Source organism: Erwinia sp. E602, assembly GCF_018141005.1.
GTDB lineage: Bacteria > Pseudomonadota > Gammaproteobacteria > Enterobacterales > Enterobacteriaceae > Erwinia.
Genome location: NZ_CP046582.1, coordinates 1,188,450 through 1,205,206, shown reverse-complemented (window position 1 = coordinate 1,205,206; position 16,757 = coordinate 1,188,450). Strand labels below are relative to the sequence as shown.

General features: G+C 59.6%; 16 protein-coding genes. 6 read left to right on the top strand and 10 right to left on the bottom strand.

Annotated elements, in window-relative coordinates; all coding sequences use genetic code 11:
- Window positions 1-61: 61 nt before the first annotated feature.
- The gene (locus tag GKQ23_RS06915) at window positions 62-400 is read left to right on the top strand and encodes a hypothetical protein (RefSeq protein WP_212410115.1); all 339 of its coding nucleotides are present in this window, start codon (window positions 62-64) and stop codon (window positions 398-400) included.
- An 8-nt stretch (window positions 401-408) separates the two neighbouring features.
- Here GKQ23_RS06915 and purL read toward each other — a convergent pair whose 3' ends face one another.
- A complete protein-coding gene (gene purL / locus GKQ23_RS06910) occupies window positions 409-4,290 on the bottom strand; it encodes a phosphoribosylformylglycinamidine synthase (protein ID WP_212410114.1) in 3,882 nt (1,293 codons plus the stop codon).
- Between the two features lie 268 nt (window positions 4,291-4,558).
- Between purL and mltF the strand changes: the two genes are divergently transcribed.
- Entirely contained in the window at window positions 4,559-6,016 is a 1,458-nt protein-coding gene (mltF, locus tag GKQ23_RS06905) for a membrane-bound lytic murein transglycosylase MltF (RefSeq protein WP_101506440.1), read from the top strand.
- Here the strand turns inward: mltF and tadA are convergent, their stop codons facing one another.
- The 3 genes from tadA to murQ all read right to left on the bottom strand — a co-directional run bounded on the left by tadA (window position 6,017) and on the right by murQ (window position 8,367).
- Complete coding sequence (gene tadA, locus GKQ23_RS06900; protein ID WP_101506441.1) at window positions 6,017-6,526, bottom strand: tRNA adenosine(34) deaminase TadA; 510 nt, start codon at window positions 6,524-6,526, stop codon at window positions 6,017-6,019.
- Between the two features lie 176 nt (window positions 6,527-6,702).
- A complete protein-coding gene (yfhb, locus tag GKQ23_RS06895; protein ID WP_056238848.1) occupies window positions 6,703-7,341 on the bottom strand; it encodes a phosphatidylglycerophosphatase C in 639 nt (212 codons plus the stop codon).
- 132 nt (window positions 7,342-7,473) lie between these two features.
- On the bottom strand, window positions 7,474-8,367 hold the full coding sequence (gene murQ / locus GKQ23_RS06890) for an N-acetylmuramic acid 6-phosphate etherase (protein ID WP_212410113.1): 894 nt from the start codon (window positions 8,365-8,367) through the stop codon (window positions 7,474-7,476).
- A 293-nt stretch (window positions 8,368-8,660) separates the two neighbouring features.
- Here murQ and GKQ23_RS06885 point away from each other — a divergent pair, with 293 nt between their 5' ends.
- The 4 genes from GKQ23_RS06885 to GKQ23_RS06870 all read left to right on the top strand — a co-directional run bounded on the left by GKQ23_RS06885 (window position 8,661) and on the right by GKQ23_RS06870 (window position 11,985).
- A complete protein-coding gene (locus tag GKQ23_RS06885; RefSeq protein WP_212410112.1) occupies window positions 8,661-9,401 on the top strand; it encodes a pentapeptide repeat-containing protein in 741 nt (246 codons plus the stop codon).
- A 151-nt stretch (window positions 9,402-9,552) separates the two neighbouring features.
- Window positions 9,553-10,392: a MurR/RpiR family transcriptional regulator gene (locus GKQ23_RS06880; protein ID WP_056238839.1), complete on the top strand. Its 840-nt coding sequence runs from the start codon at window positions 9,553-9,555 to the stop codon at window positions 10,390-10,392.
- A gap of 130 nt (window positions 10,393-10,522) precedes the next feature.
- A complete protein-coding gene (locus tag GKQ23_RS06875; RefSeq protein ID WP_212410111.1) occupies window positions 10,523-11,638 on the top strand; it encodes a hypothetical protein in 1,116 nt (371 codons plus the stop codon).
- A gap of 80 nt (window positions 11,639-11,718) precedes the next feature.
- Complete coding sequence (locus GKQ23_RS06870) at window positions 11,719-11,985, top strand: YfhL family 4Fe-4S dicluster ferredoxin (RefSeq protein WP_212410110.1); 267 nt, start codon at window positions 11,719-11,721, stop codon at window positions 11,983-11,985.
- Between the two features lie 142 nt (window positions 11,986-12,127).
- Here the strand turns inward: GKQ23_RS06870 and acpS are convergent, their stop codons facing one another.
- The 6 genes from acpS to lepB form a co-directional block, all read right to left on the bottom strand.
- Window positions 12,128-12,508 (bottom strand): holo-ACP synthase, encoded by a 381-nt coding sequence (gene acpS / locus GKQ23_RS06865; RefSeq protein ID WP_056238828.1) that lies wholly within the window; start codon window positions 12,506-12,508, stop codon window positions 12,128-12,130.
- Entirely contained in the window at window positions 12,508-13,239 is a 732-nt protein-coding gene (pdxJ, locus tag GKQ23_RS06860; protein WP_056238827.1) for a pyridoxine 5'-phosphate synthase, read from the bottom strand. The genes acpS and pdxJ overlap by 1 nt, the downstream gene beginning before the upstream one ends.
- A gap of 82 nt (window positions 13,240-13,321) precedes the next feature.
- Complete coding sequence (gene recO / locus GKQ23_RS06855; protein ID WP_056238824.1) at window positions 13,322-14,059, bottom strand: DNA repair protein RecO; 738 nt, start codon at window positions 14,057-14,059, stop codon at window positions 13,322-13,324.
- A gap of 5 nt (window positions 14,060-14,064) precedes the next feature.
- Window positions 14,065-14,970: a GTPase Era gene (era, locus tag GKQ23_RS06850; RefSeq protein ID WP_056238822.1), complete on the bottom strand. Its 906-nt coding sequence runs from the start codon at window positions 14,968-14,970 to the stop codon at window positions 14,065-14,067.
- Window positions 14,967-15,647 (bottom strand): ribonuclease III, encoded by a 681-nt coding sequence (gene rnc, locus GKQ23_RS06845; RefSeq protein ID WP_056238818.1) that lies wholly within the window; start codon window positions 15,645-15,647, stop codon window positions 14,967-14,969. The genes era and rnc overlap by 4 nt, the downstream gene beginning before the upstream one ends.
- 147 nt (window positions 15,648-15,794) lie before the next feature.
- The gene (gene lepB / locus GKQ23_RS06840) at window positions 15,795-16,751 is read right to left on the bottom strand and encodes a signal peptidase I (protein ID WP_212410109.1); all 957 of its coding nucleotides are present in this window, start codon (window positions 16,749-16,751) and stop codon (window positions 15,795-15,797) included.
- Window positions 16,752-16,757 lie beyond the last annotated feature (6 nt).

Here is a 16,757-nt window from a genome sequence, read left to right as displayed (position 1 = left end):
TAACATGGCTTAATCAACCGTCCGCGCGGCACAGACATACGCCTGGCTGGAGGAAAAAGTTATGCGCACTACCGGTTATCCGGCCTCAGAAAAAAGTGTGGTACTACTCAGCTTTTGGCAGTTCAGCGGAATAACAGGGATGAAAAAGATCAGCATAAATCGGGCCATTGCCCTGGCCTGTTGCCTCACCGTCGCCATGCTGGCGCTGTGGCTGGCCGTTGCCGCTATCCACAGCCCACGGATCGCCCTTCCCCGCGTCAACATCGATCCGCAGCACTGCGATTCACCCGCTTATCTTCAGCACTATCAGAATCAACGCATGCTGAGGGAGCGGGACCCGCCGGGCGATGCTGAAACCGAAACCAATAAAAAGGCCGGGTTTCCCCGGCCTTCCTGTTAGCGGGTTAATTAACCCAGCTGTTTACGCGCATTGCGGAAAATGCGCATCCACGGGCTGTCCTCGCCCCACTCGGTTGGGTGCCAGGAGTTGCTGACGGTACGGAACACACGCTCCGGGTGCGGCATCATAATGGTCACGCGGCCGCTTTCGTTGGTGACAGCGGTGATGCCGTTCGGGGAGCCGTTCGGGTTGGCCGGATACTGCTGGGTGACCTTACCGAAGTTATCCACGAAGCGCAGCGCCACCAGGCCTTTAGCTTCCAGCTGTGCCAGGTGCGCATCGCTGCGCACTTCCACAAAGCCTTCACCGTGGGAAACGGCGATCGGCATACGGGAACCGGCCATGCCGTCCAGCAGCAGTGACGGGCTGGCCGCCACTTCCACCAGGCTGAAGCGCGCTTCAAAACGCTCGGACTGGTTACGCACAAAGCGCGGCCACTCTTCGCTGCCCGGGATCAGCTCGCGCAGGTTAGACATCATCTGGCAGCCGTTACAGACGCCCAGCGCCAGCGTCTGCGGGCGGTGGAAGAAGGTTTCGAACTCGTCACGCACGCGGGCGTTAAACAGAATCGATTTCGCCCAGCCTTCACCGGCACCCAGCACGTCACCGTAGGAGAAGCCGCCACAGGCCACCAGCGCCTGCATATCGGCCAGGCCACGACGGCCGGCCAGCAGGTCGCTCATATGGACGTCAACCGCGTCAAAACCGGCGCGGTGGAAGGCGGCCGCCATCTCCACGTGGGAGTTAACGCCCTGCTCACGCAGCACCGCCACTTTCGGACGGGCACCGGTAGCGATAAACGGCGCGGCGATATCTTCCTGTGGTGCGAAGCTCAGAGAGACGTTCAGGCCCGGATCGTTATCGTCCAGCTTGGCGGCGTGTTCCTGATCGGCACATTCCGGGTTGTCGCGCAGGCGCTGCATCTGCCAGGTGGTCTCGGCCCACCAGGTACGCAGGGTGGTACGGCTTTCGCTGTACACCGCAGAGTCACCGGAGGCGATCACAAAGCGGTCGCCCTGCGTCGCCTGGCCCAGCACGTGGACGCAGTCCGCCAGGCCGTGTTCAGCAAACACCGCCAGCACCGCGTCGCGGTCGGCAGCGGCAATCTGAATTACCGCACCCAGCTCTTCGTTAAACAGCGCAGCCAGGCTGTCGCTGCCCAGCGCGGCGATATCCACGTTGATGCCGCAGTGGCCGGTAAAGGCCATCTCGGCCAGCGTCACCAGCAGGCCGCCGTCGGAGCGGTCGTGGTAGGCCAGCAGTTTGCCGTCGGCCACCAGCGCCTGGATAGCGTGCCAGAAACCGGCCAGCTGCTGCACGTCACGCACGTCGGCCGGCTTATCGCCCAGCTGACGGTAGACCTGCGACAGCGCGGTGGCACCCAGCGCGTTAACGCCGCGGCCAAGGTCGACCAGCAGCAGGCTGTTATCGACGGTCTGCAGCTGCGGGGTCACGGTTTTGCGCACGTCTTCCACGCGGGCAAAGGCGGTGATCACCAGCGACAGCGGCGAGGTCATCTCGCGCTGCTCGGTGCCCTGCTGCCAGCGGGTCTTCATCGACATCGAGTCTTTACCCACCGGAATAGTGATGCCCAGCGCCGGGCAGAGCTCTTCACCCACCGCTTTCACCGCTTCGTACAGGCCGGCGTCTTCACCCGGGTGACCGGCAGCGGCCATCCAGTTTGCCGACAGCTTAACGCGGGTCAGCGGGCCAATTTCGGTGGCGGCGATGTTGGTCAGCGCTTCACCGACGGCCAGGCGGCCGGAGGCGGCGAAGTCAAGCAGCGCTACCGGGGCACGTTCGCCCAGCGCCATCGCTTCACCGTGGTAGCTGTCAAGGCTGGCGGTGGTGACCGCACAGTTGGCCACCGGGATCTGCCACGGGCCGACCATCTGGTCGCGGGCGACCATACCGGTTACCGAGCGGTCGCCGATCGAGATCAGGAAGGTCTTCTCGGCCACGGTCGGCAGGTGCAGCACGCGGTTAACCGCATCGGCAATCGAGATGCCGTTACGCACCAGCGGTTGCCCCTGAACCTGCAGCGTGGAGACGTCGCGGGTCATTTTTGGCGTTTTGCCCAGCAGCACGTCGAGCGGCATATCGATCGGCGTGTTGTCAAAATGGCTGTCGGCCAGCGACAGGTGCATCTCTTCGGTGGCTTCACCGATCACCGCGTACGGCGCGCGCTCGCGCTGGCACAGCTCGTCGAACAGCGCCAGGCTCTCCGGCGCAACCGCCAGCACGTAGCGCTCCTGCGATTCGTTACACCACACTTCCAGCGGGCTCATGCCCGGCTCGTCGTTGAGGATATCACGCAGGTTGAAACGGCCGCCGCGCTCGCCGTCGCTGACCAGTTCCGGCATGGCGTTAGACAGGCCGCCCGCGCCAACGTCATGGATAAACAGAATCGGGTTGGCTTCGCCCAGCTGCCAGCAGCGGTCGATCACTTCCTGGCACCGACGCTCCATTTCCGGGTTGTCGCGTTGCACCGAGGCGAAGTCGAGGTCGGCGTCAGACTGGCCGGAGGCCATAGAGGAGGCCGCGCCGCCGCCGAGGCCGATATTCATCGCCGGGCCACCCAGCACGATCAGCTTCGCGCCGACGGTGATTTCGCCCTTCTGCACGTGGTCGGCACGGATATTACCGATACCGCCCGCCAGCATGATCGGCTTATGGTAGCCGCGCAGCTCTTCGCCGTTGTGGCTGGTGACGCGCTCTTCATAGGTACGGAAGTAGCCGTTCAGCGCCGGGCGACCAAATTCGTTGTTAAACGCGGCACCGCCCAGCGGCCCTTCGGTCATGATGTCCAGCGCGGTGACGATGCGGTCCGGTTTGCCGAAATCCTCTTCCCACGGCTGTTCAAAGCCAGGGATACGCAGGTTCGACACCGAGAAACCGACCAGGCCGGCTTTCGGTTTGGCACCGCGCCCGGTGGCGCCTTCGTCACGAATTTCGCCACCGGAACCGGTGGCAGCACCCGGCCACGGCGAAATCGCGGTCGGGTGGTTGTGGGTTTCCACCTTCATCAGGATATGGGTCTCTTCCTGGTGGAAGTCATACCCGCCCTGCGGATCGGCGTAGAAACGGCCGACCTTCGAGCCTTCCATTACCGCGGCGTTGTCTTTATAGGCCGACAGCACGTGGTCCGGGGTTTTCTCGAAGGTGTTTTTGATCATCTTAAACAGCGACTTCGGCTGCACCTGACCGTCAATCACCCAGTCGGCGTTGAAGATCTTATGGCGGCAGTGCTCAGAGTTGGCCTGAGCAAACATATACAGCTCGATGTCGTTCGGGTTGCGCCCCAGTTTTTCAAACGCCGCCAGCAGGTAGTCGATCTCGTCGTCCGCCAGCGCCAGGCCCAGTTTGATGTTCGCCTGTACCAGCGCGTCGCGGCCGGCACCCAGCACGTCAACGCTCTGTACCGGCGCCGGCTGATGCTGAGCAAACAGCTGCTCAGCGTCGCTCAGCTCGCTGAACACGGTTTCCATCATGCGGTCGTGCAGCGCCGCGGACAGCTGCGCCCACTGCGCGTCGGTCAGCTCGGCCTTCACGTAGAACGCCAGGCCGCGCTCCAGGCGCAGCACCTGCGGCAGATCACAGTTATGGGCGATATCGGTGGCTTTGGACGACCACGGAGAGATGGTGCCTGGACGCGGGGTCACCAGCAGCAGACGGCCTTCCGGGGTATGCTCAGCGAGAGAGGGACCGTACTTCAGCAGGCGCTGCAGGCGCGCCTTTTCATCCGCACTGAGCGGCGCGCTGACATCAGCGAAATGGACATACTCGGCGTAAATATCACTCACCGGCAGGTGAGCGTCCTGAAAGCGGGTCAGCAGTTTGTTAATACGAAATGCCGACAGAGCGGGCGAACCACGCAGAATTTCCATCATTAAGATCTCTCGTCTCGAAGCGCCGGGCGACGCTTCATTGGGCGCAACAGGGAAAACGGGCGCTATTATAGAGAATTCCCCGCCGTTACGAAACCGTTTGCGCAGAATTTCATGCCGTGCAGAATTGACTGAAAATTACACAATCCAGGTGGATTTCTGTTGCGCCCCGCCGCCGAGTTGAGCAGAATGCCCCACGCTCAGGCCGAATTTCGACCCCATAAAACTGCTAAATAAGACAGATACCTGAGAACCATCGAGAGATAACTATTTGAAACGCCTAAAATTTAACTATCTTCTGATCGGGCTGATCACCGTGCTGCTCGCGCTGGCGCTGTGGCCGGCGATCCCCTGGTATGGCGGTGCCACCGACCGTATCGGGCAGATCAAATCGCGGGGCGTGCTGCGCGTCAGCACCATAAATTCTCCGCTTACCTGGTACACCGTCAACAAATCACCGGCCGGTATGGATTACGAGCTGGCAAAACGCTTTGCCGATTACCTCGGCGTGAAGCTGGAAGTGACCGTCCGTCCGAACCTGAGCGATCTGTTTGACGATCTGGAAGATGACAAAGCTGACGTGCTGGCGGCCGGTCTGATTTACAACCACGACCGGCTGACGCGCTTCCAGACCGGTCCCTCCTACTATTCGGTGTCGCAGCAGCTGGTGTACCGTATGGGCGCTGCGCGGCCTAAGAACCCGGGGGATCTTAAAGGCCGGCTGGTCGCCGCCTCCGGCTCGGCCTACCTGTCAACGCTGCGCGATATGAAGAGCAATCAGTATCCGGATCTCGACTGGGCGATCGCCACCGACCGCACCCCGCAGCAGCTGCTGGAGGCGGTGGCAGACGGCAAGCTGGATTACACCGTGGCGGATTCGGTGACCATCGCGCTGATGCAGCGTATCCATCCGCAGCTGGCCGTCGCCTTTGATATCACCGACGAAGAGCCGGTCACCTGGTACGTGCAGGATGAGAAAGACGACAGCCTCAACGCCGCGATGCTCGACTTCTTTAATATGATGGGCGAAGAGGGATCGATGGCGCGGCTGGATGAGAAGTATCTCGGCCACGTTGGCACCTTTGACTACGTCGACACCCGCACCTTCCTGCGGGCGATTGACGGCACGCTGCCGGACATTAAACCGCTGTTCGAGAAGTATGCGCAGAATATTGACTGGAAACTGCTGGCGGCGATCGCCTACCAGGAGTCGCACTGGAACCCGCAGGCCACCTCACCGACCGGGGTGCGCGGCATGATGATGCTGACGCGTAACACCGCCGACAGCGTCAGCGTGAAGGACCGCACCGACCCGGAGCAGAGCATCCGCGGCGGCAGCGTCTACCTGCAGCGGCTGATGGAGAAGGTGCCGGACAGCATCCCTGAAGATGAGCGCATCTGGTTTGCGCTGGCCGCCTACAATATGGGCTTCGCGCATATGCTCGACGCACGTAAACTGACGGATAAGCAGAACGGCAACCCGGACAGCTGGGCCGATGTCAAACTGCGCCTGCCGATGCTCAGCCAGAAACGCTACTACAGCCAGACCGCCTACGGCTTTGCGCGCGGCCACGAAGCCTATGCCTATGTGGAGAATATCCGCAAATATCAGCTGAGCCTGGTGGGTTATCTGGACGACCAGGAGCGCAAGCTGGCACAGAAGGCGGCTACCGAAGCCGAACTCGGCAGCGGTTACCCGGCGGTCGCACCGCAGCTGGCGATGAACTGATCAGTCCGCTGACGACGTGCCCTGCTGCTGCTGCTGGCGCAGCGCCTTTTTCTCGGCGCGACGCTGGCGGAAAAAGTCGCTGAGCATTGCGGCACACTCCTCTGCCAGCACCCCTTCATCGACCTGCACCTGGTGGTTCATACCCGGATGACTGAGCACGTCGATCAGCGAGCCGGCCGCGCCGGTTTTAGCATCGCGCGCGCCAAATACCAGCCGCCCTACCCGGCCGTGCACCATCGCCCCGGCGCACATCACGCAGGGCTCGAGGGTGACGTAGAGGGTAGTATCCAGCAGGCGGTAGTTTTCAATCACCTTGCCGCCCTGGCGCAGCGCCATAATCTCGGCGTGGGCGGTCGGGTCGTGGTGGCCAATCGGCCGGTTCCAGCCCTCGCCTATTACCCGGCCTTCATGCACCAGCACCGCACCGACCGGCACCTCGCCCTCCTGCCAGGCACGGCGGGCCAGCGTCAGCGCATGACGCATCCAGAATTCATCGTTATTGTCGCTCACCCGCGTCTCCAGCAAAAAAAAGCGCGACAGTATACCTTAAATAGTAAGGGTACTGCCCCGCCGTCGGCCGGATAATTTTGTCTGCCAGCGCACCGGCAGTGCCAGGCTGTAACAGACGTAAAGGCAGCTAAGGTGCAGCTGACGCAGGGCAGGTCATAAAGAAGCTGCCGTAGCCTTTACTCCAGCTGCTGTAGCTGACCGGTCGGCGTTACGCGGAAGCGGTGCTGGCAGAAGAACAGCAGCGGGTTATCCTGCTTGCTGTCGCTGTAGCCGCTGTAAAGCTGCAGCGGCGTGCCGATCTGTTCCTCAAGCTGCGCCACCTTCTCATGGCCGAGGCAGCGCATCGCCAGTACGCGGCCACCGCGGGCGGCCACCATCTGGCTGGCGATCAGCTTTACTTTGGGCAGAAACGCCGAGTCAAAATAGACCTGTTCCACCAGCGTCTGCGGTGAGCCGGTAATTAACCAGACGTCGGCATCGTCGCTGTTAAGGTAGTCGGTAAGGCGCTGCTGCACCACCGGAAAGGCGGTCACCCGCTGGCGGAACCAGGCGGCAAACTGCTTTTCACGCTGCAGCAGCCGGGATTCGCTGTGGCCAAAGGTGATCGCCCACAGCAGCAGGCTCATCGGCCAGCGCGCCGCACGGCCTTTCAGCAGCAGCGCCGCGCCAGTCACCGGCAGCAGCGGCAGTACCAGCAGCAGGTTAAGCGGCTGACGCCACAGCAGCCAGCGCATGTACGTGCCAAACATATCCTGCTGGTGCAGGGTACCGTCTAAATCAAAAAAAATTACGCGTCGTTCCCGACCAGTCGTCAAACCATACTCCTCAGGGGTTAAGTCCCTTCCGCTGCGCGAACCAACGCCGCTACCGATGATATTCAGCCACGCAGCAGGCGGTGAAAATACTGAACGGCAACATTAGCATAGCCAATCAGCACGCGGTCTGCTTTATGCCTGCAGCGCCGCCCGCAGAAAACCGTGATGCTGAGCCAGCCGTCGTTCAGCTTCCCCGGCGCTGATATCTGCGAGGATCATCAGGATCGCAGTCTTCACCTGGCTGCCGGCCTGCTTTAAGGCCGCCCGCGCCTGTTCAGCGTCACAGCCGGTGGCTTCGATCACCATGCGCTGCGCGCGATCGACCAGCTTGACGTTGGTGGCCTGCATATCCACCATCAGGTTCTGATAGACCTTGCCAACCCTGACCATCGCGCCGGTGGAGATCATATTCAGCACCAGCTTCTGCGCGGTGCCGGACTTCAGCCGCGTCGAACCGGTCAGCGCTTCAGGGCCGACCACCGGCGAGATGGCGATGGCGGCTTCGCGGGCAATTGGCGAGTCCGGGTTACAGGAGACGGCGGCGGTGGCGCAGCCGAGCTGGCGGGCGTAGCGCAGCGCGCCGATCACATAAGGGGTACGCCCCGAGGCGGCGAGGCCGACCACCATATCCTGCGGCGTCAGGTTTAACGCCTGCAGGTCGCTGGCCCCCAGCTGCGGGTCATCTTCTGCCCCTTCCACCGCCTTCAGTAGCGCGCCGGGGCCACCGGCGATCAGCCCAATCACCAGGCCGTGCGGCACGCCGAAGGTTGGCGGGCATTCGGAGGCATCCAGCACGCCCAGCCGGCCGCTGGTGCCCGCGCCGGTATAGATCAGACGCCCGCCCGACGCCAGCGCCGCCGCCGCCGCATCCACCGCCTCGGCCACCTGCGGCAGCGTAATACCCACCGCCGCAGCCACCGTAGCGTCCTGCTGATTAAATTTGGTCACCATTGCCAGCGTCGACAGGCTGTCGAGATCGAGCGTGTCCGGGTTTCGCGTTTCTGAGACCAGCGCACCGAGATTCATTGTTTCCCCTTACTGAGCTTTTTTGATTCTTTCAGGAATAATATTATGGAATATTTAATTCCCTGAGACGAGGACTTTCTGCGCGGCGGTGGAAAAAAATGCAGTTTAGGGAAGGCAAAGACGGGGAAGAGCCGGGTAGCGGGCGGACTGGCATAAACGGCGCGGGTATAACGGCGAACTCTGCATAAAAGTGTCCAGAATCGCTGTTGTTTGCGATCGGCCCTTTTCGTATAACCGCTTTTCACTCCTTCGGGCAACCCTGCCCACGCGCCATACTATAGCGGAAATCCTTCATGTTTATGAACTCTGTTCACCAGGGGGCGAATGCATTCGCCTTCAGCAACCGTATTATCACCGCAGAAAGCCACCGTCTGAGCCGTGCCAGCGGAACCTCACGCATTGAACACTGCACCCTGACCCAGGTTCACCTCGACTGCACTAATGCGGTCAACGCCGGTTCGCTGATTACGGTCGATAACAGCCGCCTCAGCGACTGTACGCTGCAAACCACCGGTGCACTGGCAATCGCTCACGGCCATATGCAGCGCTGCCGGCTGAGCGTAGAGGGGCTACTGCGCATCACGGCCAGCCACCTGCGCTGCTGCCACCTGCGGCTGCAGCCTGGTAGCGGGCTGATCGTTGAGGATAATGACTGCGACGTGCTGAACATCGACGGTACCGGTGGCTTTAGCCACACCTTTACTCTGCAGGGGCTGTTTACCCGCAGCCGCTTTAAGGGCCTGCTGATCGCCGGGGGCCAGTTGCAGGCGATCTTTTACCGCACGCTGTGGCGGGACACGCTGGTGCGCCACAGCGTGCTGAACCACTCGCTGTTTAACCGCTGCGTGCTCGACGACCTGCGTTTTCACGACTGCAGCTTTAGCGGCAGCACCTTTTCCCACTGTGAAACCGGGCAGAAACCGCTGGTGTTTGAGCGCTGCGATCTGCGCGGCTGCCGCTTTATTCAGATCCACCCGCGCCAGTGCCGTTTTATCGATTGCCGTGGAATCAGCGCTGCTTCCTTTACCCTGTAAACGGCTCCCGGCGCTGGCCGCCGCCATGAAATGAGAAATTTCACGTGTTTAATCATGGAATCTGTCAAACAGGGGGTTAGACTTAGGGTGCTGCCTGTTATCATTACAGATAATTCAATACGATGGACCCGCGTTCGCAAGAGGAAATGAGATGAGTTCACTGCTGCGTATTCGTCAGCTGTATCCCAGCCTGGCTTTGAATGAGCGTCGCCTGGCGGATTATCTGCTGTCGCAGCCGGACCGTGCCCGCCACCTGAGTTCGCAGAAGCTGGCCGATGAGTCGGGCGTCAGCCAGTCAAGCGTGGTTAAGTTCGCGCAGAAGCTGGGGTATAAAGGCTTTCCGGCGCTGAAGATGGCGCTGAGCGAGTCGCTGTCAGACAAAGAGGCGATCACCGTACATAACCATATCCTCAGCGACGACTCGCTGAAGGTGGTCGGTGAGAAACTCTTTACCGAGAAACAGTCGGCGATCCGCGCCACGCTGGATATCAACAGCGAGGAGATGCTGCTGGAGACGCTGCGCCTGCTGAAGAACGCCAACCGTATCGTGCTGGTCGGCATTGGTGCCTCGGGGCTGGTGGCGAAAGATTTCTCGTGGAAGCTGATGAAAATCGGCATCAGCGCGGTGGCCGAGCAGGATATGCACGCGCTGCTGGCCAGCGTGCAGGCGCTGGCGCCGGGCGACGTACTGCTGGCAATTTCCTACACCGGTGAGCGGCGAGAGATCAATCTGGCGGCGCAGGAAGCCCAGCGCATCGGAGCCACGGTGCTGGCCTTTACCGGCTTTACCCCTAACACCCTGCAGCAGTCGGCGAGCCACTGCCTCTACACGGTGGCCGAAGAGCAGACCACGCGTAGCGCGGCGATCTCCTCCACTACCGCCCAGCTGGCGCTGACCGACCTGCTGTTTATGGCGCTGGTACAGCGCGATCCGGAACGCGCCTCCAGCCATATTCGCCACAGCGAAGCGCTGGTGAAAAAGCTGATTTGAGTTATGCAATATTGCCGCTGCTGCGGCAATGCTTACCAGCCAGCGTTAACAACCGCCCCCGACGCTGGCTGGCTGGCTGACAAAGGCTGCCGTTCTTTGATATTCAGTAACCGCACTCAGGGAATGAAAAATGAAACTGAATGAACTGGAAAGTTTTACTTCTGACAAACTTAATCAGCTGACAAAAGATCTCAACGCACTTCATTATACCAATGATGGCGATCGGCTGACCTGGGGATTCAGCCCCGCCATTGAAATTAATGCCTGGGCTGAGTCCTTTACAACCCGGGATCAACCGGCTTATCACTCTGTTACTCTCACCCAACAGCTGGTGATCAGTATTCACCGTGATATTGAAGATTATTTGTGTTACCTGGAGAGTCATCAGGATGACGCTCTTTTCTGCCGGGTATTTGATGGGGTTGATCATCTCAGTTCAATGCTAAACGGCTTTACCCGTGAGCAATGCTTTAAAAATATCTATCTGGCCGCTATTGTCTGGATTTACTACCATGAACTGGGGCATCTTTCACAAGAACATGGCCTCATCAGGAAAAAGTACGTTAGCGAAAACACGTCTAAAATCGCGGAATGTTTCGCTCACTCCCGCGAGCCGCTGACCGGAAAAGCTGCTGCTATTTTTCACACCACTGAAATTGCCGCCGATTTTTACTCGGTAGTGTGCTGCTGCCGCGATCTTACACAAGCTGACTCGCCTGAAATTGTGCCTGTGATATTGCATCACCTCTTCTGTGGTATTACCCTGGCAATACATCGCTTCCATGGTGATCAGGGGTTCATCCCGCAGCAGGTACCAGAAGGGAAACATCCTAAGCCGCTGGTCAGACTTGAGTTAATGTACCCGTTAGTTGCGGAGGTTTTATCGTCTGGCCTGTATGAAAGCCGCCATCCAGACTTTGACAAAAAAAATATATTGGAGATCACCAGCCAATCGGCCTTCACCGTAGCATTGTTTTGGCTGAAGAAAAAATCGCTCGCGGACCAGCGCAATGCAGACTACTTTCTGCAGAGCATACTGTTTAAACCAGGCGTAATTGACTATCTGAAAATAATTATAGACACCTGGGATGAAATTGAAGATGAGATTCTGTCGCTCAAAAGATTTGGCGATTTTCCATTTATTTTAACCTTCAGCGATCAGTTACGTGAAAGAGCAGGGTGTCGGATTAACAAAAAAAAACAATTATCTGATTCTGATGATGGAGAAAATGATACAGATCAATAAAGAAAAAAGCTGCCGTGATATTTTTTACTTTTGCAGATTTGGTCGTAACGGATCCACGTCACGCTTCAGGCTTAATTGTTATGTCTTTACTGATCACCACCCGCTGCATCAACTGTGATATGTGCGAACCCGAATGCCCGAACGCGGCAATTAGCTTTGGCGCGGAGTTCTACGAAATTGACGGCGATCGCTGTACCGAGTGCGTCGGCCACTACGAGGTGCCGACCTGCCAGCAGGTCTGCCCGATCGATAACACCATTATCAGCGATCCGCAGCGCGTGGAGGATAATGCACAGCTGTGGGAGAAATTCGTGATGCTGCATCATTCAACGGAGCTGGCCCGCTAAAGCAGTCAGCTTCGTCACAACAAAACGGCTGAACCTGCCGGCCAGCAAATCAGCAAATCAGCAAGTCAGCAGGTCAGCGAGTCAGCGAGTCAGCGAGTCAGCCAGCCTGCAAGATAAGCAGGCACGTTAACGTACGGCGTCCTTAACTTTCAATAATCACCGTGGCACAGGCGTAGTGCCGCTCGTCGGCGAGCGTAACGTGGACGTGCGCCACGCCGAGCTTCTGCGCCAGCTCCTGCGCATGCAGGAAAAAGCGCAGCCCGGGTTTACCCAGTTCATCGTTGTAGACTTCGAACTGGTTAAACGCCAGGCCACCGCGAATGCCGGTGCCGAAGGCTTTTGCCGCCGCCTCTTTGACCGCAAAGCGCTTGGCGAGAAAGCGCACCGGCTGCTGATGGGCCTGATACTGCGCCCACTCGTTGGCGCTGAGCACCCGCTTTGCCAGCCGGTCGCCGGAGCGGGAGATCACCCCTTCAATGCGGGCGATCTCCACGATGTCGGTGCCGAGGCCGAGGATCGCCATTAGCGACGCGCTTCGCGCAGCAGCTGTTTCATCTCCTGCACCGCCGCGGCCAGCCCGCTGAACACCGCGCGACCGATAATCGCGTGGCCGATATTCAGCTCAAAGATCTCCGGCAGCAGCGCGATGGCCTGCACGTTGTGGTAGGTCAGGCCGTGGCCGGCGTTAACCTTCAGCCCTTTGCCGGCCGCGTAGGTGGCCGCTTCGGCGATACGCGCCAGCTCCGCGTCACGCTGCGGTCCTTCCGGCGCTTCGGCGTAGGCACCGGTATGAATTTCAATATAAGGCGCACCGGCCGCCACCGCCGCGTCAATCTGCAGGCGATCGGCATCAATAAACAGCGACACCAGGATACCGGCGGCGCTGAGACGCGCGACCGCCGCCGTCACTTTTTCCTGCTGACCGGCGACGTCGAGGCCGCCTTCGGTGGTTACCTCTTCGCGTTTCTCCGGCACCAGGCAGCAGAACTGCGGCTGTACCTCAAGGGCGATCGCCACCATCTCATCGGTGACCGCCATTTCAAGGTTCATCCGCGTCTGGATAGTCTCACGCAGGATGCGCACGTCGCGATCGGTAATATGGCGACGATCTTCGCGCAGGTGCACGGTAATGCCGTCCGCGCCCGCCTGCTCGGAGACAAATGCCGCCTGCACCGGGTCAGGATAATTTGTGCCGCGCGCGTTACGCACCGTGGCAACGTGATCGATATTAACGCCTAACAACAGTTCAGCCATGACGGTCCTCGGATGATCTTAGTGACTTCGGATTCTTGCAGCAGTGTACAACGTTCAGCGCGGTCAGGGGTATGACCTGCGCCTATTCGTCGCCGGATGGTGCAGCGGCCGCGCGTTTTTTCGGCACAAACTGGCGGAACAGTTCGGTACTTTTCAGCGGCCGCCCGCCCAGGTAGGGTTTCAGCGCCATGCGGGTGAAGCGTTTGGCGGCGCGCAGGGTATCGGCGTCGGGAAATTCGCGCTGCCACAGCGCGCGCAGCTGCCGGCCGGTAAAGCTGCGGTGGCCGGTTACCAGGCTGGCGATAAAGCCCTTCTCTTCGCGGTAGCTGTAGGTCATACCGTCGGCCACTTCCTCGCCGCTGCCGGCGCAGTGCAGAAAGTCGACGCCGTAGCCAAGGTGGCCAAGCATCGCCAGTTCAAAACGGCGTAAAGCGGGTTCGGGCGAATCGGCCGTGGCGGCCAGCGCCTGGATGCAGTGCAGGTAGTCGAAGAACAGTTCGCTGAAGGCGGTTTCGTGCTCCAGCACGCGGGAGAGCAGCTCGTTAACGTAGAGGCCGCAGTAGAGCGTGGTGCCGCTGAGCGGCAGCGCCAGCGATACCGGTTCGGCACCGCGCAGCGTTTTGACTTCACCGCGGCCGCCCCAGCGGACCAGCAGCGGCGTAAACGGCTGTAACGCCCCTTTCAGGCTGGAGCGTTTGGATCGGGCGCCTTTCGCCAGCACCCGTACCCGGCCATGCTGCTCAGAGAACAGATCGAGCAGCAGGCTGGTTTCGCTCCATGGCCGCGAGTGCAGGACAAAGGCGCGTTGCCAGCCGTCCATCAGGCTCAGAGGTCGTCGGTGTAGCCCAGGCTGCGTAAGGCGCGTTCATCATCCGCCCAGCCCGACTTCACTTTCACCCACAGCTCAAGGTGCACTTTCGCCTCGAACATCTCTTCCATATCGCGACGGGCTTCAATCCCGATGGTTTTGATTTTGGCCCCTTTGTTGCCAATCACCATCTTCTTCTGACCTTCGCGCTCCACGAGGATCAGGCCGTTGATATCGTAGCCGCCGCGCTCGTTGCTGACGAACTGCTCGATCTCAACCGTCACCGAATACGGCAGCTCGGCACCGAGGAAGCGCATCAGTTTCTCGCGGATGATCTCCGAGGCCATAAAGCGCTGCGAACGGTCGGTCACGTACTCTTCCGGGAAGTGGTGCTCCGCGGCCGGCAGCAGCTTGCGCACAATGCTGGCGATGGTGTCGACGTTGTTGCCCTTCTCGGCAGAGATCGGCACCACGTCCATAAAGTTCATCTGCTCGCTGAGGAACTGCAGGTGCGGCAGCAGAATGCTTTTATCAGTGATGTTGTCGACCTTGTTGATCGCCAGCAGCACCGGCACTTTGCCATCTTTCAGCTTGTTCAGCACCATCTCGTCGTCCGGAGTCCAGCGGGTGCCTTCAACCACGAAGATCACCAGCTCGACGTCGCCGATCGAGCTGCTGGCGGCGCGGTTCATCAGGCGGTTGATCGCCCTTTTTTCTTCCATATGCAGGCCGGGGGTATCGACGTAGATCGCCTGATACGCCCCTTCCGTATGGATGCCCATAATGCGGTGACGCGTGGTCTGCGGTTTGCGCGAGGTAATAGAAATCTTCTGACCCAGCAACTGGTTCAGTAAGGTCGATTTACCGACGTTCGGGCGGCCGACGATAGCAATAAAGCCGCAATGGGTAGTTTGTTCGTTCATTCAATTCCCAGCTTAATCAGCGCCTGTTCGGCCGCTGCCTGCTCAGCTTTGCGACGGCTGGATCCGGTGCCCACCACCGGATCTGCCATACCGCTCACCTGGCAGTGAATAGTAAATTCCTGATCGTGCGCTTCGCCACGCACCTGCACCACCAGATAGGAGGGCAGCGGCAGATGGCGACCCTGCAGAAACTCCTGCAGACGCGTTTTTGGATCCTTTTGCTTATCTCCCGGGCTGATCTGCTCCAGACGGCTGGCGTACCAGCTGAGGATCAGTTGCTCGATGGTCTGGATGTCACTGTCGAGGAAGACGCCACCGATCAGCGCCTCCACGGTGTCAGCCAGGATCGATTCACGACGGTAGCCGCCGCTTTTCAGCTCACCCGGTCCCAGGCGCAGACACTCGCCAAGGTCAAATTCCCGTGCCATCTCAGCCAGCGTGTTACCACGCACCAGCGTGGCACGCATGCGGCTCATATCGCCTTCATCCACGCGGGGAAAACGGTGATAGAGCGCGTTAGCAATGACGTAACTCAAAATCGAATCGCCGAGGAATTCCAGTCTTTCGTTATGCTTACTGCTGGCGCTGCGGTGGGTGAGCGCCTGCTGTAACAGGTCCTGATGAGTAAAAGTGTAGCCCAGCTTACGCTGGAGCTTGTTAATTACGATGGGGTTCATGCGTTACCAATTTCTGAATGCGTCAATTATGCTGCACACGGAACAGGGCTGAGCGTCGGGACCAACACAATCTGTTTCGTGTGCAGTGGCTCCCCGTTCGGGAAGCCAACCGTTAAATATCGTTTGCCGCCCGCAGGCGGCAGGCGGTTAGTGAATACCACCAATCCGGCTGAGACGGACGCCGGTCGGCCATTCACCTTCCTGTTTTTCGAAACTCATCCAGATCGCGGTAGCCTTACCGACCAGATTACGCTCCGGCACAAAGCCCCAGTAACGGCTGTCCGCGCTGTTATCGCGGTTGTCACCCATCATGAAGTACATGCCTTCGGGCACCACCCAGCTCGACTGCGGCTGTCCCGGCTGCTGGTAATAAGCACCCGGCTGGCTTGGCGCCTGGGTGACCAGCAGAATACGGTGCGTCACGTCGCCCAGGGTTTCATTGCGGGTGGCTAAACGCAGGCCGCCCTGCAGGGTTTCACCCTGTGGCTTCTGGAAGAACCCGTTGCCGGATTCATTGCCGCCGTAACCGTTAAAGGTCTGGATAAAGTCGCTCGGCTCAACGTCTGAGTAAGTGACCGCAAGTGCGCTGGTGCAGCTGGCGCTTGTGGTACAACCCGGAGCGATTGACACCGTTTTGCTCAGCGGATCGTAAGTCACCCGGTCGCCCGGCAGGCCGATCACCCGCTTAATGTAGTCCACGCTTGGGTCTTTCGGGTATTTAAATACCGCGATATCGCCGCGCTTAGGATGCCCGGTTGGGATCAGCGTGGTCTGGGTTATTGGATCTTTAATGCCGTAAGCGTACTTCTCCACCAGGATAAAGTCGCCGATCAGCAGCGTCGGCATCATCGAACCGGACGGGATCTGGAAAGGCTCATAAGCAAAAGAGCGCACGATAAACACAAAGAACAGTACCGGGAAAACCGACGCGGCGGTTTCCACCCAGCCCGGCTGTTTATAAGCCTTGCTCTGCTCTTCGCCGGCAGTCTGCGCCGCCGCGCGTTTCGCGCGACGAGCCGGTGCCCATTTGAACTTATCCACGCACCAGATAATACCGGTGATCAACGTCGCTATCGCCAGAATCAGGGCGAACATATTAGCCATTCCAGT

Bases quoted from the DNA above. Each gene is read 5' to 3' on its own strand.
- GKQ23_RS06915 (WP_212410115.1), top strand. From the start codon at position 62: ATGCGCACTACCGGTTATCCGGCCTCAGAAAAAAGTGTGGTACTACTC.
- purL (WP_212410114.1), bottom strand. From the start codon at position 4,290: ATGATGGAAATTCTGCGTGGTTCGCCCGCTCTGTCGGCATTTCGTATT.
- murQ (WP_212410113.1), bottom strand. From the start codon at position 8,367: ATGAATCTCGGTGCGCTGGTCTCAGAAACGCGAAACCCGGACACGCTC.
- GKQ23_RS06885 (WP_212410112.1), top strand. From the start codon at position 8,661: ATGTTTATGAACTCTGTTCACCAGGGGGCGAATGCATTCGCCTTCAGC.
- GKQ23_RS06880 (WP_056238839.1), top strand. From the start codon at position 9,553: ATGAGTTCACTGCTGCGTATTCGTCAGCTGTATCCCAGCCTGGCTTTG.
- GKQ23_RS06875 (WP_212410111.1), top strand. From the start codon at position 10,523: ATGAAACTGAATGAACTGGAAAGTTTTACTTCTGACAAACTTAATCAG.
- GKQ23_RS06870 (WP_212410110.1), top strand. From the start codon at position 11,719: ATGTCTTTACTGATCACCACCCGCTGCATCAACTGTGATATGTGCGAA.
- acpS (WP_056238828.1), bottom strand. From the start codon at position 12,508: ATGGCGATCCTCGGCCTCGGCACCGACATCGTGGAGATCGCCCGCATT.
- pdxJ (WP_056238827.1), bottom strand. From the start codon at position 13,239: ATGGCTGAACTGTTGTTAGGCGTTAATATCGATCACGTTGCCACGGTG.
- recO (WP_056238824.1), bottom strand. From the start codon at position 14,059: ATGGACGGCTGGCAACGCGCCTTTGTCCTGCACTCGCGGCCATGGAGC.
- era (WP_056238822.1), bottom strand. From the start codon at position 14,970: ATGAACGAACAAACTACCCATTGCGGCTTTATTGCTATCGTCGGCCGC.
- rnc (WP_056238818.1), bottom strand. From the start codon at position 15,647: ATGAACCCCATCGTAATTAACAAGCTCCAGCGTAAGCTGGGCTACACT.
- lepB (WP_212410109.1), bottom strand. From the start codon at position 16,751: ATGGCTAATATGTTCGCCCTGATTCTGGCGATAGCGACGTTGATCACC.